This is a genomic window from Streptomyces sp. NPDC048111 (assembly GCF_043202815.1).
Classification (GTDB): Bacteria; Actinomycetota; Actinomycetes; order Streptomycetales; family Streptomycetaceae; genus Streptomyces.
Genome location: NZ_JBIDBD010000016.1, coordinates 55,643 through 73,609, shown reverse-complemented (window position 1 = coordinate 73,609; position 17,967 = coordinate 55,643). Strand labels below are relative to the sequence as shown.

Sequence of the window (17,967 nt, the reverse complement as noted above, 5' to 3'; positions counted from 1 at the left end):
ACGGACGAGGGGTGACAGATGCGAAAGCCGTCGTGCGCGGAAGCCGACCAGCGGCTCCTGGCCGCGCTGCGCGACTGCGCGGGCGATCCACGGGTGGCCGCCGCGGCCCGCGCGCTGTCGTTCGCCGGCGAGCACGGCGCGCTCTGGCTGGCGGGCGGGCTCACCGCCGCCGCCGCCGACCGGGACCGGCGCGCGGCCTGGCTGCGCGGCACCGCCCTGGTGGCCGCCGCCCACCTCGCCAGCATGGGAGTCAAACGCGTGGTGCGCAGACCGCGCCCTTCGCCGGGAGCGGCCGGACCACTGGTGCGCACCGCGGGGCGGCACTCCTTCCCCAGCTCGCACGCGAGCTCCGCCGCCGCCGCGGCCGTCGCCTTCGGCGCGCTGCGGCCCGCCGGAGCACACCTGGTGCCCCCGCTGGCCGCCGCGATGTGCGTGTCCCGCATGGTCGCCGGGGTGCACTACCCGAGCGACATCGCGGCGGGCGCGCTGCTCGGCGGCGCCACCGCGCGGGCCGGCGCCGCCTGGATGCGCAAGCCGCTCGAAGGGGGGCGGCGATGACCGAGCGCGCGGTGGTCCTGCTCGACGAGACCGGGGCCGGGGCCCCCTCGGCCCGGCGGCTGCTCGCCCTGCCCGGCGGTCTGGTGCGTACCGCACGGCCCCGGCAGTGGATCAAGAACGTACTCGTGGTGGCCGCGCCCGCCGCCGCCGGCCGCCTCGCGAGCCCGCACGACATCGCCCGGCTCGCCCTGGTCTTCTGCCTGTTCACGGCGGCGGCCTCGGCGGTCTACCTGATCAACGACGCCCGGGACGCGGAGGCCGACCGGGCCCACCCCGTCAAGTGCCGCCGCCCGGTGGCCGCCGGCCGGGTGCCGGTGGGCGCCGCCTACGCGGCCGGCGGCCTGCTCGCCGTGCTCGCCCCGCTGGCCGCGGCCCTGACCTGCAACGCCATGACGGCCACCCTGCTCACCGCGTACGTCCTCATGCAACTCGCCTACTGCGTCAAGCTGAAGCACGTCCTGGTGGTCGACCTGGTCGTGGTCACCACCGGGTTCCTGATGCGGGCCATGACCGGAGGGGTGGCGCTCGGCATCCCGCTGTCCCGCTGGTTCCTGATCACCGCCGGATTCGGCGCGCTGTTCATGGTCTCCGCCAAGCGCTACTCCGAGGCCGTCCAGATGGAGGGCCTCGGAGCCGCCACCCGCGCGCTCCTGGACGAGTACACCACCGGCTATCTGCGCTTCGTGTGGCAGCTCGCGGCGGGCGTCGCGGTGCTCGCCTACTGCATGTGGGCCCTGGAGGCCGGCGGGGTGGCCAACGGGGCGCTGCTGCCCTGGCGGCAGTTGTCGATGGTGCCGTTCATCGGGGCCGTCCTGCGCTACGCCGTCTTCGCCGACCGGGGCAACGCCGGGGCGCCCGAGGACGTGGTCCTGCACGACCGGGCCCTCGCGGCCATCGGCCTGGTCTGGGTCGCCATGTACGCGCTCGCGGTGACCGACCTGTGAGCGTCACCCGCTCCGAGGTCGTCGGGTTCGCGCTGGCCGGGGTGTGCGCGTACGCCGCCGACCTCGGGCTCTTCGTCTGGCTGCGCTCCGGGCTCGGCTGGGACCCGGTGACCGCCAAGTCCCTCTCGTTCGTGGCCGGTTGCACCGTGGCCTACCTCGGCAACGCCTTCGGCACCTATCGCGGCCGGCGGGCGGGCCCGCGCGCGTACGCGGTGTTCTTCGCCGTGAACGTCGCCGGCGCCCTCGTCCAGCTGCTGTGCATCGCGGTGACGCACTACGGCCTCGGGTTCACCTCGCCGCGCGCCGACACCCTTTCGGGAGCCGTCCTCGGCATGGCGCTCGCCACCTGCCTCAGGTTCTGGGGAACGCGGACGCTGGTCTTCGGCGCGCAACCGGGAGGCCCGGAAGGATTGCCTCCGGAACGACACAGCCGAGCTGGAGAGGGTAGTCGTACGTCATGGACTGGCTGAAGAAACTCCCTGTCGTGGGGCCCTGGATCGCCCGGCTCATGCGGACCCACGCCTGGCGTTCCTACGAGCGGCTCGACCGCGTCTTCTGGGCCCGGCTCGCCGCGGCCATCACCTTCATCAGCTTCCTCGCGCTCTTCCCGCTGCTCACCGTCGGCGCCGCGGTCGCCGCCGCGCTGCTCTCCGGCGACCAGGTGCACAAGCTCCAGAACACCATCGCCGAACAGGTCCCCGGCATCTCCGACCAGCTCGACCTCCAGGCGCTGGTCGACAACGCCGGCACGGTCGGCGTCGTCGCGGGCGCCCTGCTGCTGTTCACCGGCATCGGCTGGGTCTCCCAGATGCGCGGCTGTCTGCGCGTGGTGTGGGAGGTGGAGGAGGTCGACGAGGGTGAGAACCCGATCCTGCGCAAGCTCAAGGACGGCGGCGTGCTGCTCGGGCTCGGCGCCGCGGGTCTCGCCTCCTGGGCGGCTTCGTCCATCGGCTCGACCGCGGTCGGCTGGACCGCCGACCGGCTCGGCATCGACGAGGCCGGCGCGGGCGGGGTGCTGCTCCGCGTCGCGGCGATCGCCGTCGCCGTCCTCGCGGACTTCCTGCTCCTGCTGTACGTCCTGACGCTGCTGCCCGGGGTGAGCCCCCCGCGCCGGCGCCTGATGGTGGCGGCCCTGCTCGGCGCGGTGGGCTTCGAGCTCCTGAAGATGCTGCTCGGCGGCTATATGAAGGGCGTCGCCGCCAAGAGCATGTACGGGGCCTTCGGGGTGCCCATCGCGCTGCTGCTGTGGATCAACTTCACCGCGAAGCTGCTCCTGTTCTGCGCCGCGTGGACGGCCACCCCGTCCAAGGAGGACGACCCCGAGCTCACCGCTTCCGAAGAGGCCAGCGCCGGTTGATCAGGAACACCGCGCCCGAGACCAGGATCAGCGCGCTGCCCGCGATGGCGAGCGCCGTGCCCACGCCGCCGCTCTCGCCCTTGGCCGTCGCCGCCTGCCCGGGCCGGTCCTTGGCGCCGCTCCGACCACTGCCCCGGCCGGTCGCGGCGCCGGTCGCCGCCGACTTCGGCGGGACCAGCTCGCCGACCGGGGTCACCTTGCCGGCCGCGGCGAAGCCCCAGTCGAGCAGCCGGGCCGCCTCCTTGTAGACGGCCTGGCTCTCGGTGGACTCCGGGTTCATGACGGTGACCAGCAGCACCTTGCCGCCCCGCTCGGCGACCCCGGTGAAGGTGGCGCCCGCGTTGGTGGTGTTGCCGTTCTTGACGCCCGCGATGCCCTTGTACGGGGCGAGCCCGAGGTCGCCGGTGAGCAGCCGGTTGGTGTTCTGGATCTGGAAGGCGTCGCGCTTGTTGTCCTTGCCCGCGGCGCCGGGGAACTTCGCGGTCGCCGTCGCGCAGTACTCGCGGAAGTCCTTGTTCTGCAGCCCCGAGCGGGCGAACAGCGTCAGGTCGTACGCGCTGGAGACCTGGCCGGGCGCGTCGTAGCCGTCGGGCGACATCACATGGGTGTCGAGGGCCTGGAGGTCGTCGGCCCGGTGCTGCATGTCCTTGACGGTCTTGGCCACCCCGCCGTTCATCGAGGACAGCACGTGCACGGCGTCGTTGCCGGAGCGCAGGAACACCCCGAGCCACAGGTCGTGCACCGAGTACGACAGGTTCTCCTTGACGCCGACCAGGCTGCTGCCCGGGCCCATCCCGGCGAGGTCCGCCGAGGTGACCGTGTGCTGCTGGTCCTTGGGGAACTCGGGCAGCACGGTGTCCGCGAACAGCATCTTCAGGGTGGAGGCCGGGGGCAGCCGCCAGTGCGGGTTGTGCGAGGCGAGCACCTGGCCGCTCTCGGCGTCCGCGACGATCCAGGACCGTCCGGTCACGTCCTTGGGCAGCACCGGCGCACCCGCGCCGAGCCGCACCTGGGTACCGGCCTCGCCGAGCAGGTCGCCGCCGATCCTCGACATGCCCGTCGGGGGCGCGTCATTGCGCTTGCCCGGCGCGCCGGGCGTGGCGGAGGCGGCCGGCTTGCCGTCCCGGGGCTCGGCCGCGGCGGTGGCCGGTGCCAGCGCGGGCAGGACGGCCGCGGCGGCCACGGCGACGGACAGGGCGAGCCCGGCGGGCTTCGGCGCGCGCGGGCGCGAGCCGCTCTTCTTCACGTTCAGGGCAGACACGTTCGAGAACGTACAGGCTGCGGCCACGGATCCGATCATCGTATGGATGACCCGCCGGGAGCTCCCACCCGGGCGGAGCTGTCGAGGGCCCGCGTCCGATACTGGACGCATGAAACTCAGTCGCCCTCTCTCCTGGTTCCTGCTCGCCTTCGGCGCGTGGAGCTGGGTCATCTGGACCACTTTCGTGAAGAACCTGTGGAAGGACGGCAGCGGGCTCGCCTTCGACGCCGCCGGGGACCCGACCGCCTACTTCTGGGTCCATCTGCTGCTCGCCATCACCTCGTTTCTCCTGGGGACGGGCGTGGGCGTCATCGGGTTCCGTTCGCTGCGCCACCTGAGGCGTGAGCAGGCGAACACGGAGCGCTCCGTCACGCTCGGCTAACGAGTGGCTGTGAGAAGAAGGTTGACCCTTCCACAATGTGAAGGTCGTGTGATTGGGTGAGCGTCATCACAGGCACGGCGTGCTGACTCCGCGTGCCTGCAGGGGTGGGGCGTTCCGAGGAGAGCACGGCAAATGCGGTCGATCCGTATGCGGATGGTGGCGATAGGCGCGGCAGTGGTGGTCGCCGGCGTGGGGGGCTGGCAGCTGCTGCCGTCCGACCAGGCGAAGGAGGAACCGATCGCCGTCGGCACCACCGACGTCATCACCTCGCTCGACCCGGCGGGCGCGTACGACGCCGGTTCCTGGGCGATCTACAACAATGTGTACCAGTCGCTGCTCACCTTCCGGCAGGGCAGCACGACCCCGGTCCCGGACGCCGCCAAGAGCTGCACCTTCGTCGGGCAGAAGCTCACCACGTACCAGTGCGTGATGCGTGACGACGTGACCTTCTCCAGCGGGCGCAAGATGACGTCGGAGGACGTGAAGTTCTCCTTCGACCGCGTGATGAAGATCAACGACAAGCTGGGTCCGGCCCCGCTGTTCTCCATGCTCGCCTCGGTGCAGGCCCAGGGCGACACGGTGACGTTCAACCTGAAGAGCAAGGACGCCACCTTCCCCTCCAAGCTCGCCACCGGCGCGGGCTCGATCGTCGACAGCAGCAAGTACCCGGCCGACGCGATCCGCAAGGAGGACTCGGTGATCGGCTCGGGCCCGTACGTCCTCAAGGAGTACAAGAAGGACGCCTCCGGGCAGCCGGTCAGCGCCACGCTCGAACCCAACCCGTCGTACAAGGGTGCGGTGACCAAGCACGGCCTGCCCATCACGGTCCGCTACTTCGCCGAGGCCGACCAGCTCAACGCCGCCTGGCAGGCCAAGCAGGTCGACGTGACCCACCGTGAGATGCCGCCGGAGGTGCTCGCCAAGCTGTCACCGGGACCGGACCTGCGCATCTCGACCTCGCCGGGCTACGACACCCGTCAGCTCAACTTCAACCTGAAGTCGTCGAGCCCCGTCTCCAAGGCCAAGGTCCGCGAGGCCGCGGCGGCGCTGGTGGACCGCGCGGCGCTCGCCTCCGCCGTCTACAGCGGCACCGTCGACCCGCTGTACTCGGTGATCCCGCAGGGCTTCACCGGACACAGCACCGCGTTCTTCGACGCCTACCCCAAGCCGGATCCGGCGAAGGCCAGGGACCTGCTGAAGTCGGCGGGCGAGAAGCTGCCCGTCCACTTCGACATGGCGTACCGCAAGCTCGGCGCGAACGGCGCGGAGGCCGAGCAGCTCAAGGCCCAGCTGGAGAAGGACGGCCTGTTCAAGGTCGAGCTCATCGCCGAGCCGGACTGGCCGAAGATGCAGCAGAACTACGCCGAGGGCAAGTACGACTCGTACACCGCCGGCTGGCTCGCCGACTTCCCCGACCCGGACAACTTCGGTCAGCCGCTCGTCGGCACCGGCAACAGCCTCCACAACGGCTACTCCGACAAGGGCGTCGACGAACTCATCCGCCAGTCCCAGGAGTTCACCGACCGCGGTCGCGCGGCCGACGACTTCAAGGCGCTCCAGGAGAAGGTCGCGCAGGACGTGCCGCTGATCCCGCTGTGGCAGGGCAAGAACTACGTCCTGGGCAACAAGGACGTCAGCGGCTCGCAGTACCTCTCGGACGGCACGGGCGTGTGGCGGCTGTGGGAACTCGGCTGGATCTGAGCCCCGCGTTGACCCAAAGGGCTGCTGTCCGGCCGGTCATCGGTTCTGCTCCATTGACCGCGCCCGTGTGCGCTGCTTCCGTCGAAGGATGCGTCTCTCCCGTCGTACGCTCCTGAGTTCACTCGCCGGCTCGGCCCTCGCCCTCGGGGCGGGCGCCGAAGCCGGGTTCGCCACCGAGGCGGGGGCCGCGGCCGCCCGGGGTCCCGCGGCGCGGGCGCTGGCCCGGCTGCTGCCCGCCCACCGCGACCAGGTCACCTTCACGGCGGTGCCCACGGCCGGTGGCCGCGACCACTACCGGGTCACCGGCCGGGCCGGCGCGATCCATGTCGAGGGCACCACGCCGGCCGTCCAACTCGCCGGACTGCACCGGTACTTGCGGGACGTGGCGGACGTCCACATCTCCTGGGCGGGCGAGCAGACCCGGCTGCCGCGGCTGCTGCCGGCGGTGCCCGGGGCCGTCGAGCGCACGGCGAACGTCAGCCACCGCTTCGTCTTCAACGACACCAACGACGGTTACACCGGGCCCTATCACGACTGGTCCTACTGGGAACGCGAGCTCGACGTCCTGGCCCTGCACGGCTACAACGAGGTGCTGGTCTACCTCGGCTCGGACAGCGTCTACCACCGCACCTTCCTCCAGCACGGCTACCACGAAGCGGAGTTGCGTGCCTGGCTGCCCGGGCCCGCCCACCAGCCCTGGTGGCTGCTCCAGAACATGGCCGGCTTCGGCGGCCCGGTGTCCGCGCAACTCATGGACCAGCGCGTCGAGTTGGCGCGCCGGATCATCGCCCGGCTGCGCGAACTCGGCATGACGCCGGTGCTGCCCGGCTACTTCGGTACGCTCCCGCCGGGCTTCGCCACCCGCAACCCGGGCGCGCACGTGGTGCCGCAGGGCACCTGGGCCGGTTTCGCCCGCCCCGACTGGCTGGACCCGCGCTCCGTCCACTTCACCCGCGTCGCGGCCACCTTCTACCGGGTGCAGGCCGAGCTGCTGGGCGTCACCTCGCAGTACAAGATGGACCTGCTGCACGAGGGCGGCACACCCGGTGACGTGCCGGTCGGCGAGGCCGCCCGGGCCGTCGAGAAGGCGCTGCGCACGGCCCGACCCGGCGCGATCTGGACCCTCCTCGGCTGGCAGGAGAACCCGCACCGGGAGATCGTCGAGGCGGTCGACCGCAGCAGGATGTTCATCGTCGACGGCCTCTCCGACCGCTTCCCCGCGGTCACCGACCGCGAGGCGTCCTGGGAGGGCACGCCGTACGCGTTCGGCTCCATCTGGAACTTCGGCGGCCACACGGCGATGGGCGCCAACGTCCCGGACTGGGCCTCGCTGTACGAGAGTTGGCGCACCAAGCCGGACAGCGCCCTGGACGGCATCGCCCTCATGCCCGAAGGCGCGGACAACAACCCCGCCGCCTTCGCCCTCTTCTCCGACCTGGCCTGGACGGACGGCCCGGTCGATGTGGAGGACTGGTTCGCGCGGTGGCCCCGGCAGCGGTACGGCGCCGACGACGCACACGCGGCGACCGCCTGGGACGTCCTGCGCCGCACCGCCTACGGCACCACGCGGGCCGACTCCTGGAGCGAGGGCGCCGACGGCCTGTTCGGCGCCCGCCCCGATCTTTCGGTGACCTCGGCCGCCGCCTGGTCGCCGCCCCAACTGCGTTACGACGGCGCCGAGTTCGAGCGGGCGCTGCCCGCAATGCTCGCGGTGGCGCCGGGCCTGCGCGCCTCGTCGGCCTACCGCTACGACCTGCTCGACGTGACCCGCCAGACCCTCTCCAACCGCTCCCGCCGGCTGCTGCCGCGCATCAAGGAGGCGTACGGGGCCGGGGACCAGGAGGCATTCGCCGCGCTCACGGCCGAGTGGATGCGCGACCTGGCCCTCCTGGAGCGCGTCGTCGCGACGGACCCGCGCCACCTCCTCGGCCGCTGGATCGCGGACGCGCGCTCGTGGGGCACGACCGCGCAGGAGAAGGACCGCCTGGCCCACGACGCGGTGTCCCTGCTCACGGTGTGGGGCCCCCGCGCCGGTGCGGACGGCGGCCATCTGCACGACTACGCCAACCGCGAGTGGTCCGGCCTGGTCGGCGGCCTCTACACGCTCCGCTGGCGCACCTGCTTCGCCGCCCTGACGACCGCCCTGGCCAGGAATACGGCGCCGGCCCCGGTCGACTGGTACGCCCTGGAGGACCAGTGGGTCCGTACGCACCCGGCGTACGCGACGGAGCCCTCGGGGGACATCGTGAAGGTGGCCGAGGAGGTGCGGGCGGCGCTCGGCCTGTGAGCCGCCACCGCACCGCCCTGGCGCACTTCTCCGCCGTACGCCCCCGGGCGAACCACCCCGGGCGCACTACCCCTTGCCGGACGGTTTCCTGCGGGCGGCCGCCGCCTGCGCCATCCCCGGCAGGAAGTCCGTGAACAGCTCGTGCACCTCGTGGACGAGCGGCCGCAGTACCCGGAAGCGGGCCAGTGCCACGCCCCGGGTGGTCAGCTTGGCCCCCCGTGCCGCGAGGCGGTAGCTCCGCTCGCGCCCGGGGGAGCGGTCGAACACCCAGTACAGGACGAGCCCCATCTGGGACAGCCACATCAACTCGGGCAGTACGTCCACGAGTTCGGCCGGCACCTTGGTCCTCGTGCCGGCCAGCACCTCGCGGTGCACCGAGATCGCCGCCTCGCGCGCGTGCTCCGACTCCGCGGAGAACGGGCTGAGCGGGCTGTCGGGGTCCGCGGCGTTCTTGAAGAACTGCGCGGCGAACTCGTGGTACGGCGAGGCGATGTCCAGCCAGACCCGCAGCACCCCCGCGAGCCTGGCCTCCAGATCGGTCTCGGTCGCGAGCACCTCGCGCACCGCGGCCTGGTGCTCGGCCGCGATCCGGTCGTAGAAGCCCTGGATCAGGTGCTCCTTGCCCGCGAAGTAGTAGTACGCGTTGCCGACCGAGACCCCGGCCTCCTGCGCGATGGCCCGCATCGTGGTCTTGTCGTAGCCCCGTTCCTGGAAGAGCCGCATGGCGGTCTCCAGGATGAGCGCGCGGGTCTGCTCCCCCTTGGCGGGGCGGGCTCCGTCCGCGGTGGGGTCCGTCTCTTCGGGCGCGTTCTGTGCTGGCACGTCAAGAGCCTAATCGGCCGGGCCGGTCCGGGGGCGCGAGGGTTGTGGCCGGGCCGGCGCGGCTTGCCCTGCGCCCCCCGCGCGCGAAAGGGCCCCGCGCCCGGAAACGGAACGTCCGGGTGCGGGGCCCTTCGCGGACCGTACGGGAATCAGAAGCGGCGGGTGATCAGCGCGCGCTTCACTTCCTGGATGGCCTTGGTGACCTCGATGCCACGGGGGCACGCGTCGGTGCAGTTGAACGTGGTGCGGCAACGCCACACGCCGTCCTTGTCGTTCAGGATCTCCAGGCGCTGCTCGCCCGCCTCGTCACGGCTGTCGAAGATGAAGCGGTGCGCGTTCACGATCGCGGCCGGGCCGAAGTACTGGCCGTCGTTCCAGAAGACCGGGCACGACGAGGTGCACGCCGCGCACAGGATGCACTTCGTGGTGTCGTCGAAGCGCTCGCGGTCCTCGGGGGACTGCAGGCGCTCGCGCGTGGGCTCGTTGCCCTTGGTGATGAGGAAGGGCATCACGTCGCGGTACGCCTGGAAGAACGGCTCCATGTCCACGACCAGGTCCTTCTGGACCGTGAGGCCCTTGATGGCCTCGATGGTGATGGGCTTGGAGGGGTTGATGTCCTTGATCAGCGTCTTGCAGGCGAGGCGGTTCTTGCCGTTGATCCGCATGGCGTCGGAACCGCAGATGCCGTGGGCGCAGGAGCGGCGGAAGGTCAGGGACCCGTCCATCTCCCACTTGATCTTGTGGAGACCGTCGAGCACGCGCTCCTTCGGGTCGATCTCCAGCTGGAAGTCCTCCCACGTCGCTTCCTCGGAGATCTCCGGGTTGAAGCGGCGGATGCGGAAGGTGACCGTGATGTAGGGCGAGTCGGCGAAGCCGGGCTCCGGCGCGCCTGTCGTGTCGGCCTTGTCCAGGGTCGGGGTTGCCATCAGTACTTACGCTCCATCGGCTGGTAGCGGGTCTGGACGACGGGCTTGTAGTCGAGGCGGATCGAGTCCTTGCCGCCGTCCGCGACCTCGCGGTACGCCATGGTGTGGCGCATGAAATTGACGTCGTCGCGGTTCGGGTAGTCCTCGCGGTAGTGACCGCCGCGGGACTCCTTGCGCGCCAGGGCCGAGACGGCCATGACCTCGGCCAGGTCGAGCAGGTTGCCCAGCTCGATGGCCTCCAGGAGGTCGGTGTTGAACCGCTTGCCCTTGTCCTGGACGGACACGTTCTTGTAGCGCTCGCGCAGCTCGGCGATCTTCTCGACCGCCGTCTTGATCGTCTGCTCGGTGCGGAAGACCATGACGTTGGCGTCCATGGTCTCCTGCAGCTCCTTGCGGATGACCGAGACGCGCTCGGTGCCGGTCGCCGACAGCAGGTTCGCGACCTGCGCCTCGACCATCGCCGCCGGGTTCTCCGGGAGCTCGGCGAAGTCCGTGGTGTGCGCGTACTCGGCCGCCGCGATGCCTGCCCGCTTGCCGAACACGTTGATGTCCAGGAGCGAGTTGGTGCCCAGGCGGTTGGCGCCGTGCACGGAGACGCAGGCGACCTCGCCCGCCGCGTACAGACCCGGCACGACCGTGGTGTTGTCGCTGAGGACCTCACCCTGGACGTTGGTCGGGATGCCGCCCATGGCGTAGTGCGCGGTGGGCTGGATCGGAATCGGGTCCGTGTACGGCTCGATGCCCAGGTAGGTGCGCGCGAACTCGGTGATGTCCGGGAGCTTGGCGTCGAGCTGCTCCGGCGGGAGGTGCGTCAGGTCCAGGTAGACGTGGTCGCCCTCGGGACCGCAGCCGCGGCCCTCGCGGATCTCGGTGTAGATGGAGCGCGAGACGACGTCACGGGACGCGAGGTCCTTCATGACCGGCGCGTACTTCTCCATGAAGCGCTCGCCGTCCTTGTTGCGCAGGATGCCGCCCTCACCGCGGGCACCCTCCGTCAGCAGGATGCCCATGCGCCAGATGCCCGTCGGGTGGAACTGGAAGAACTCCATGTCCTCCAGGGGCAGACCGCGGCGGTAGCAGGCGGCCTGGCCGTCACCGGTCAGGGTGTGCGCGTTGGAGGTCACCTTGAAGAACTTGCCGGTGCCGCCGGAGGCGTAGATGACCGACTTCGCCTGGAAGACGTGGATCTCGCCGGTGGCCAGCTCGTAGGCGACGACGCCGGCGGACTTCTTGACGCCGTCCTCCTCGACCAGGAGCTGATCGAGGACGTAGAACTCGTTGAAGAACTCCACGCCCTCCTTGATGCAGTTCTGGTAGAGCGTCTGGAGGATCATGTGGCCGGTGCGGTCGCCCGAGTAGCAGGCACGGCGGACCGGGGCCTCGCCGTGGTTGCGGGAGTGACCGCCGAAGCGGCGCTGGTCGATCTCACCGGCGGGCGTGCGGCCGAACGGCAGGCCCATCTTCTCCAGGTCGAGGACCGCGTCGATGGCCTCCTTCGCCAGGATCTCGGCGGCGTCCTGGTCGACCAGGTAGTCGCCGCCCTTGATCGTGTCGAAGGTGTGCCACTCCCAGTTGTCCTCCTCCACGTTGGCGAGCGCGGCGGCCATGCCGCCCTGCGCCGCACCGGTGTGGGAGCGGGTGGGGTAGAGCTTCGTCAGCACGGCGGTGCGGCTGCGCTTGGTCGACTCGATGGCCGCGCGCATGCCGGCGCCGCCGGCGCCGACGATGACGGTGTCGTACTTGTGGATCTTCATCAGAGAATTCCTCAGTCCCTCAGCCCGTGGCCTAGCGGATGTTCGGGTCGAAGGTGAAGATCACCAGCGTGCCCAGCAGGACGGTGAACACCGTGGCGGTGTAGAGCAGCATCTTCAGCCAGAAGCGGGTGTTGTCCCGCTGCGCGTAGTCGTTGATGACGGTGCGCAGGCCGTTGGCGCCGTGCAGCATGGCGAGCCACAGCATGGCCAGGTCCCAGATCTGCCAGAACGGGGACGCCCAGCGGCCCGCGACGAACGCGAAGCCGATCTTGGAGACGCCGCCGTCGAGGACGAGCTGGATCAGCAGGTGGCCGATGACCAGGACGACCAGCACGATGCCGGACAGCCGCATGAACATCCAGCCGTACAGCTCGAAGTTCGTACGGGTCGACTTCGGGGTCTTCTTGGTGCGCTTGCGCGGGGCCTCGATGAGCGGGGCCGGGTGGTCGGTGTCGTACAGGCTCGCGCCCTCGACTTCACCGATCGCGGCAGCGGAAGAGGTTTCGGCAGACATCTCAGTCCTCAGCTCCCGAACAGTTCACGGACGGCGTGGCCGAGCACCGGGTAGAGCGCGCCCACCATCAGCACGACCCAGACGCCCACGACGGTCCAGAGCATCTGCTTCTGGTAGCGCGGGCCCTTGGCCCAGAAGTCGACGGCGATGATGCGCAGGCCGTTGAGCGCGTGGAACAGGATCGCGGCGACGAGGCCGTATTCCAGACACGCGACGATGGGCGTCTTGTACGTCGCAACGACGTCGTCGTACGCCTCGGGGGAGACACGCACGAGAGCGGTGTCGAGGACGTGTACGAACAGGAAGAAGAAGATGAGGACGCCGGTGACTCGATGAGCCACCCAGGACCACATTCCTTCCCGGCCGCGGTACAGCGTTCCAGCCGGCACGGAAGAACCCTCCGGGAGCGGTGTTGAGGGCCGGCCGGCTTCAGTGTCGGTCTGACCCGGCCGGGTACGGTCCACCGGCCCCGGTCATCGTAGCGACGCAATGTCGGTTCCCTCGCGCCGGGTCCATAGGTGTGATCAAACAGGCAATCAAACAACCTCATACGGCCTAGAGAATGCCGTGTGCGGGGTGCGGCGCGTCCGGTTCGTACGACGTTGCCACGAGATGCGCGAGCCGGGCGCGGGCCAGTCCGCGCAGCTCGTCGGCGGCGATGGACCGCTCCTCGTCCGGGTCGTTGGTCATCCGCAGCCTGATGCCGCTCAGGACCCGGTCCAGGTGCTCGGCCGGGTCGACCCCGTCGAGGCAGATCACGAAGGCGTGCCGGAAACTGCTCTCGTACGCCGCGTGGGCCGCGGCCAACGCCGTGCGCGCCGTCTGCGGGGCGCTGTCGTGCAGGCCGGGCGAGGACTCGTCGGCCAGCGCCTCGTCGAGGTCGGCGGCGCTCAGGTCGTAGCTGGCCTCGTCGGCCGCGGCGAGCAGCGCCTCCAGGTCCGGGTAGGGGCGGTGGGCCGCGATCCGCAGGGCCCAGCGGCGGCTGGCGCAGCAGGCGAGCAGGGCCGCCTCGGCCGCGCCGTCGGAGGCGCGGTTGAACCGGTCGAGGCCGCCGGGGTGCGCGGGGGCCGACGGAACGGGTGTGCCCCGGCTCTGATTCGGTATGGGGGCCCGCCCCTGGGCACGAGGAGTGTGATGAAGTGTCGGCGGTCGCTTCCGGGGGCCGGCGTGGGGATCGCTGGACAGCGTGGGCTCCTCGAAGACACTGCGCGGGACCGGGTCCTGCGGGACAGGACGTGCTGCGGAGCACGGAGACTGGAGTGGAAAGAGAGGTGGGAGTGCCGCCACGCTATCCACGTGGAGTGAAAGGCGCCCGACGGTTGCGCGAATTTCACCCGGACGTGCGCTCCGGGCCGCGCGCGGTGGACGCGCTCCCCGGTGCTCCGGCGCGGCTCCGTGTCAGGGCCTCGGCTGTCCGGGGTCGCCGGATTCGCCCATACTGGTGTCGGACGGGAGGTATCTGAGTGATGTGGCGTTTCAGGATGTCACGGGCCCGGACGCCGGGATCCGGGGACCCGCAGCGGTCGGCCTCGCCGACAGCGGTGGCCCGGGCCTCCCAGCCGCGCGCCCCGAGGACCCGCCCGGCCTGGCTGCACCGGCCCCGCGGTCGGCGCGCCCTGGTGCTCAGGGCGGCCGTGGCGGGCATCGCGCTGCTCGCCGTGATCATCGGTGTCTGGCCGGACGACGACACCCACGGCGGCCACGGCGGCCCGGCCGACAACAAGCGGCCCTCCGCCGCCCTGCCCTCGCCCTCGCCGATCTACCCGATCTCCTCGCCGCCGCGCACCATCCCCTCCGTGCACGAGCACCGGCCCGCCCGCGGGCCCGGCTTCCGGCCGGTGGACTCGACCCGGGTGATCGTGGCCGTCGGCAGCCCGGGCCTGGCCGACGAGGGCAGGCTGTTCGCGCAGGAGCTGGGCGTCGGGTACGCCCTCGGCGGGCAGCCGCGCGCCGGTGACATCGAGCTGTCCCTGACGCCACCGCCGCCCGCCGGGCAGAAGGCGGTGCCCGAGTCGTACGTGCTGACCACGAGCGACCGCCGGGTGCGGATCGCCGGGCCGGACGACGCCGGGGTGTTCTACGGCACCCGCACGCTGAAGCAGGCGCTCAAGGGCGGCGGTGTGATGCCCGAGGGCGTCGTCAACGACCGGCCGGACAAGCCGCAGCGCGGGCTCAACATCGACATCGCGCGCAAGCCGTACAGCGAGGTGTGGATCGAGGACCAGCTGCGGCAGATGGCCGACCTCAAGATGAACCAGCTCGGTCTGCACTTCTCCGACGACCAGGGCGTGCGCGTCGAGTCCGCGAGCCACCCCGAGGTCGTCTCGCGCGACCACCTCAGCAAGCGCGACGTCCAGCGGATCGTCGCGCTCGCCACCAAGCTGCACATCACGGTCGTCCCCGAGATCGACTCGCCGGGACACCTCGGCGCGGTGATCGCCGCCCACCCCGAACTCCAGCTGCGGGACAAGGACGGCAAGGCCCTCAAGGGCGCCATCGACATCGCCAACCCCGAGTCCGGGCGCATCGTCGACGACCTGCTGCGCGAGTACGCCGAGCTGTTCCCCGGCGCCTACTGGCACCTGGGCGGCGACGAGTACCAAGCGCTCGTGGTGACGTCCCCGGAGACCTCCTACCCGGGTCTCGCGGACGCCGCCCGCGCCAAGTACGGGCCGAAGGCGACCATCCGGGACCTGGCGACGGGCTGGCTCAACGACCGCCAGGCGGCGCTGCGTTCGGCCGCCGGCGACCGCACCTTCAAGGCCTGGAACGACGGCTTCTTCCCCGGGGGCAGGGTCGCGGCCGACCGGTCCCGCGAGGCCGAGTACTGGACCGGCAAGGAGAACGGCCAGCGCCCGCCCGAGGCCCTGCTCGCCGAGGGGCGCAAGCTGGTCAACCTCAACGACGAGTACCTGTACTACGTGCTGGGCGAGCCGAACACCTTCAAGTACCCGACGGGCAAGCGGATCTACGAGGAGTGGACGCCGCTGGTGCTGCGCGGGACCAAGCCGGTGGACGCCAAGTACGCCGGGCAGATCCTCGGCGGCCGGTTCGCCGTGTGGTCGGACATCCCCGGGGCCCAGACCGAGGAGCAGGTGGCCCGCGGCATCCGGCTGCCGCTGCGCGCGGCGGCCCAGAAGCTGTGGGACGCGCGGCCGCCCGCGATGGACTGGGAGGAATTCAAGTCCCTGGCGGACCGGCTGGGCTGAGGTCGCCCGACTCGACGGGCGCGGGGCCGGCGGCACGGGCCGGGCGGCGCGGGGTGCGGGCGTGAGGGCCCGGGGTTCGGAGGCCGGGCCCGGGGATCGAAGGACGACCGGGGCCGCCACCCCCCACAGGAGAGGCCCCGGCCGTCTTCGTACGGGGCCGTTGAGCCGGCCTCGTACTCCCTTCAGCGCCGAGCGTGCGTTTTCTGTCACACCCCGCTGTGTCAGGGGGTTGTTGCAGGTTGTACAAGTCGTGGACGTATGGGGCACCGAGGCCGTAGCGTGCAGATTCGCGTTCGGGGACGCGGCACAGATGACCAGCGGTGACACGGGAACAGTCAGTCAAGACAGGGTGCAGGGATTGCTGGGGGACGACGCGGAGCTGACCGCCGCGGTACTCAGGGCGCAGGACGGGGACGAGGAGGCCTTCCGGGCCGTCTACCGTGCTGTGCACCCACGCCTGCTCGGCTACATCCGCACGCTGGTAGGCGAACCCGACACCGAGGACGTGGCCTCCGAGGCCTGGCTCCAGATCGCCCGTGACCTCGCGCGCTTCGAGGGCGACGCCGACCGCTTCCGCGGCTGGGCGGCCCGGATCGCCCGCAACCGGGCACTCGACCACATCCGGATGCGCGGCCGCAGGCCCGCCGTCGGCGGCGACGAGAGCGAGCTGACCGCCCGGCCCGCCGCCTGTGACACCGCCGACGAGGCGATGGAGGCGCTCGGCACCGGACGTACGATGGCGCTCATCGCCCAGCTCCCGCAGGACCAGGCCGAGGCCGTGGTGCTGCGCGTGGTGGTCGGTCTGGACGCCAAGAGCGCGGCCCGGACCCTGGGCAAACGGCCCGGCGCGGTGCGGACCGCCGCGCACCGGGGCCTGAAGCGCCTCGCCGAACTGCTGGGTGCGGACGGCTCCCCGGGGGACGTGGTGGCCCAGGATGCGGAGGAGCTGGGTGCCGTGCCGTCACCGCGTGCGAGGGAACGCGGTGTGACGCAATCGCGCGCCCGGACGCAGAAGGACATGTGATGGCTGACGAGCGGCACGAGTGGCTTGACGGGGTTGCCGCCGAGCGACTGCTGCGCGGCGAAGGCGTCGAGCCCGGTGACGAGCGGGCCCGCGACGAGTCCGCCCGGCTGTCGGCCCTGCTGTCCTCGCTCGCCCCCACCGGGCCCGCCACCACCGAACTCCCCGGTGAACAGGCCGCCCTGGCCGCCTTCCGCGCGGCCCGCGCCGACGGCGCCGCCAAGGCCGCCGGAGCCAAGGACGCCGGAGCCAGGGACGGCGAAGCCCTCGGTGTCGTACGGGTGGGACGGGCGGCGCGGCTGTCCGAGGCACCCCGGCGCCGGCGCTTCGCTCCGGTACGACTCGGTCTGGCCGCCGCCCTCGCCTGCTGTGCGCTCGGCGGCGTCGCGGTCGCCGCGGGCACCGGCGTGCTGCCCGGCCCCTTCACCTTCGACGACCGGGACCCGGCCCCCGCCTCGTCGGTCTCCGCCGCGGTGACCCCGGACCCCGTCGCCACCTCGCCCTCGCGCACCCTGCCGCCCGGCACACCCGAGCCCGACCGCGCGGTGCCGTCCTCCGGCGCGCCCGTGCCCGATGACCCGCAGCGGTCGGCGAGCCCCGGCGGCCCGGCCACCGGCAGCACCGCCGGACCCGGCCGCAAGGACGGCACCCCGCAGCCGGGCGACCCCGGCGACGACCGCGACGGGGCGAAGGGCGGTCAGTGGCTCGCCAGGACCACCCAGGACTGCCGCGCCTACCGGGCCGGCAGCCTCGACGCGGACAAGCGCCGCAGCCTGGAATCCGCGGCCCACGGCCCGGGCGCCGTGAAGGCGTTCTGCGACCTGCTGCTCGACAGCGGGTCCGGCGGCAAGGGCGGCGCCGGCGGGGACGGCAAGGGCGGCGGCGACAAGGACCACGGCAAGGGCGGCGACGGCGGGAAGCACGGCGGTGGCGGTGGCGGTGGAAAGCAGAGCTCGGTCGGTCCGCGCGGCGACACCGTCCTGGACTGGCTCAAGCCCGGCGCGCTCGCCACGGCCCGCGCCCGCTGAACCCTTCCCCCGTGCCGCTACCAGCGCGCCTTTCCCCACCTTTCCCGGCCCGTCCGGCCGCCCGCCCGGCGGGGACGACATCCCGCAGTAACGTTTTTTGAGACGGCGGCGCAGTACTGAATGAGCCGACTGGTCATCGGCTGCGCAGATGAGCCGGGGTTCCCCCCGTACCCGTGGCTCCGCGCGAATGGCGCGGGCGGGAC

17 protein-coding genes are annotated in these 17,967 nt (G+C 71.7%); 10 read left to right on the top strand and 7 right to left on the bottom strand.

Features of this window, described 5'->3' with window-relative positions; all coding sequences use genetic code 11:
* Positions 1–18 precede the first annotated feature (18 nt).
* From ACGF3I_RS23700 to ACGF3I_RS23685, 4 genes are read left to right on the top strand one after another with little or no spacing between them, the layout of a single operon-like run.
* Positions 19–558: a phosphatase PAP2 family protein gene (locus tag ACGF3I_RS23700; RefSeq protein WP_393135107.1), complete on the top strand. Its 540-nt coding sequence runs from the start codon at positions 19–21 to the stop codon at positions 556–558.
* Positions 555–1,502, top strand: coding sequence for a decaprenyl-phosphate phosphoribosyltransferase (locus tag ACGF3I_RS23695; protein WP_393135105.1), 948 nt, complete (start codon positions 555–557; stop codon positions 1,500–1,502). The genes ACGF3I_RS23700 and ACGF3I_RS23695 overlap by 4 nt, the downstream gene beginning before the upstream one ends.
* Positions 1,499–1,972 (top strand): GtrA family protein, encoded by a 474-nt coding sequence (locus ACGF3I_RS23690; protein ID WP_393135104.1) that lies wholly within the window; start codon positions 1,499–1,501, stop codon positions 1,970–1,972. The genes ACGF3I_RS23695 and ACGF3I_RS23690 overlap by 4 nt, the downstream gene beginning before the upstream one ends.
* Entirely contained in the window at positions 1,960–2,859 is a 900-nt protein-coding gene (locus tag ACGF3I_RS23685) for a YihY/virulence factor BrkB family protein (RefSeq protein WP_393135102.1), read from the top strand. The genes ACGF3I_RS23690 and ACGF3I_RS23685 overlap by 13 nt, the downstream gene beginning before the upstream one ends.
* Here the strand turns inward: ACGF3I_RS23685 and ACGF3I_RS23680 are convergent.
* The gene (locus ACGF3I_RS23680) at positions 2,828–4,120 is read right to left on the bottom strand and encodes a D-alanyl-D-alanine carboxypeptidase family protein (RefSeq protein ID WP_393135100.1); all 1,293 of its coding nucleotides are present in this window, start codon (positions 4,118–4,120) and stop codon (positions 2,828–2,830) included. The genes ACGF3I_RS23685 and ACGF3I_RS23680 overlap by 32 nt on opposite strands.
* Positions 4,121–4,229: 109 nt before the next feature.
* Between ACGF3I_RS23680 and ACGF3I_RS23675 the strand changes: the two genes are divergently transcribed.
* The 3 genes from ACGF3I_RS23675 (at position 4,230) to ACGF3I_RS23665 (ending at position 8,490) form a co-directional block, all read left to right on the top strand.
* On the top strand, positions 4,230–4,502 hold the full coding sequence (locus ACGF3I_RS23675) for an SCO4848 family membrane protein (RefSeq protein ID WP_393135098.1): 273 nt from the start codon (positions 4,230–4,232) through the stop codon (positions 4,500–4,502).
* Between the two features lie 132 nt (positions 4,503–4,634).
* Positions 4,635–6,203, top strand: a complete 1,569-nt coding sequence (locus tag ACGF3I_RS23670) for an ABC transporter substrate-binding protein (protein WP_393135096.1) — start codon at positions 4,635–4,637, stop codon at positions 6,201–6,203.
* An 88-nt stretch (positions 6,204–6,291) separates the two neighbouring features.
* Positions 6,292–8,490: an alpha-N-acetylglucosaminidase gene (locus ACGF3I_RS23665; RefSeq protein WP_393135094.1), complete on the top strand. Its 2,199-nt coding sequence runs from the start codon at positions 6,292–6,294 to the stop codon at positions 8,488–8,490.
* A 66-nt stretch (positions 8,491–8,556) separates the two neighbouring features.
* On the opposite strand, the gene ACGF3I_RS23660 is transcribed toward ACGF3I_RS23665, so the two are convergent.
* The 6 genes from ACGF3I_RS23660 to ACGF3I_RS23635 all read right to left on the bottom strand — a co-directional run bounded on the left by ACGF3I_RS23660 (position 8,557) and on the right by ACGF3I_RS23635 (position 13,793).
* Positions 8,557–9,312, bottom strand: coding sequence for a TetR family transcriptional regulator (locus tag ACGF3I_RS23660; RefSeq protein ID WP_393135092.1), 756 nt, complete (start codon positions 9,310–9,312; stop codon positions 8,557–8,559).
* A 149-nt stretch (positions 9,313–9,461) separates the two neighbouring features.
* Entirely contained in the window at positions 9,462–10,238 is a 777-nt protein-coding gene (locus ACGF3I_RS23655) for a succinate dehydrogenase iron-sulfur subunit (protein WP_393135090.1), read from the bottom strand.
* Entirely contained in the window at positions 10,238–11,992 is a 1,755-nt protein-coding gene (gene sdhA, locus ACGF3I_RS23650) for a succinate dehydrogenase flavoprotein subunit (RefSeq protein WP_393135088.1), read from the bottom strand. Before sdhA ends, ACGF3I_RS23655 begins: the two co-directional genes overlap by 1 nt.
* 31 nt (positions 11,993–12,023) lie before the next feature.
* Complete coding sequence (locus ACGF3I_RS23645) at positions 12,024–12,506, bottom strand: succinate dehydrogenase hydrophobic membrane anchor subunit (protein WP_393135087.1); 483 nt, start codon at positions 12,504–12,506, stop codon at positions 12,024–12,026.
* Between the two features lie 8 nt (positions 12,507–12,514).
* Positions 12,515–12,895, bottom strand: a complete 381-nt coding sequence (gene sdhC, locus ACGF3I_RS23640; protein ID WP_393135085.1) for a succinate dehydrogenase, cytochrome b556 subunit — start codon at positions 12,893–12,895, stop codon at positions 12,515–12,517.
* 166 nt (positions 12,896–13,061) lie between these two features.
* Positions 13,062–13,793, bottom strand: coding sequence for a 2-oxo-4-hydroxy-4-carboxy-5-ureidoimidazoline decarboxylase (locus ACGF3I_RS23635; RefSeq protein WP_393135083.1), 732 nt, complete (start codon positions 13,791–13,793; stop codon positions 13,062–13,064).
* Positions 13,794–13,987: 194 nt separating this feature from the next.
* On the opposite strand from ACGF3I_RS23635, the gene ACGF3I_RS23630 reads away from it, so the two are divergent.
* From ACGF3I_RS23630 to ACGF3I_RS23620, 3 genes are all read left to right on the top strand, one after another.
* Complete coding sequence (locus ACGF3I_RS23630) at positions 13,988–15,715, top strand: glycoside hydrolase family 20 protein (RefSeq protein WP_393135081.1); 1,728 nt, start codon at positions 13,988–13,990, stop codon at positions 15,713–15,715.
* A gap of 358 nt (positions 15,716–16,073) precedes the next feature.
* Positions 16,074–16,739, top strand: coding sequence for an RNA polymerase sigma factor (locus tag ACGF3I_RS23625; protein ID WP_393135235.1), 666 nt, complete (start codon positions 16,074–16,076; stop codon positions 16,737–16,739).
* A complete protein-coding gene (locus ACGF3I_RS23620) occupies positions 16,739–17,764 on the top strand; it encodes a hypothetical protein (protein ID WP_393135079.1) in 1,026 nt (341 codons plus the stop codon). Before ACGF3I_RS23625 ends, ACGF3I_RS23620 begins: the two co-directional genes overlap by 1 nt.
* Positions 17,765–17,967 lie beyond the last annotated feature (203 nt).

Coding starts and splice junctions, on each gene's coding strand:
- ACGF3I_RS23630 (WP_393135081.1), top strand. CDS start 13,988: ATGTCACGGGCCCGGACGCCGGGATCCGGGGACCCGCAGCGGTCGGCC.
- ACGF3I_RS23695 (WP_393135105.1), top strand. CDS start 555: ATGACCGAGCGCGCGGTGGTCCTGCTCGACGAGACCGGGGCCGGGGCC.
- ACGF3I_RS23685 (WP_393135102.1), top strand. CDS start 1,960: ATGGACTGGCTGAAGAAACTCCCTGTCGTGGGGCCCTGGATCGCCCGG.
- sdhA (WP_393135088.1), bottom strand. CDS start 11,992: ATGAAGATCCACAAGTACGACACCGTCATCGTCGGCGCCGGCGGCGCC.
- ACGF3I_RS23620 (WP_393135079.1), top strand. CDS start 16,739: ATGGCTGACGAGCGGCACGAGTGGCTTGACGGGGTTGCCGCCGAGCGA.
- ACGF3I_RS23670 (WP_393135096.1), top strand. CDS start 4,635: ATGCGGTCGATCCGTATGCGGATGGTGGCGATAGGCGCGGCAGTGGTG.
- ACGF3I_RS23665 (WP_393135094.1), top strand. CDS start 6,292: ATGCGTCTCTCCCGTCGTACGCTCCTGAGTTCACTCGCCGGCTCGGCC.
- ACGF3I_RS23645 (WP_393135087.1), bottom strand. CDS start 12,506: ATGTCTGCCGAAACCTCTTCCGCTGCCGCGATCGGTGAAGTCGAGGGC.
- ACGF3I_RS23655 (WP_393135090.1), bottom strand. CDS start 10,238: ATGGCAACCCCGACCCTGGACAAGGCCGACACGACAGGCGCGCCGGAG.
- ACGF3I_RS23700 (WP_393135107.1), top strand. CDS start 19: ATGCGAAAGCCGTCGTGCGCGGAAGCCGACCAGCGGCTCCTGGCCGCG.
- ACGF3I_RS23675 (WP_393135098.1), top strand. CDS start 4,230: ATGAAACTCAGTCGCCCTCTCTCCTGGTTCCTGCTCGCCTTCGGCGCG.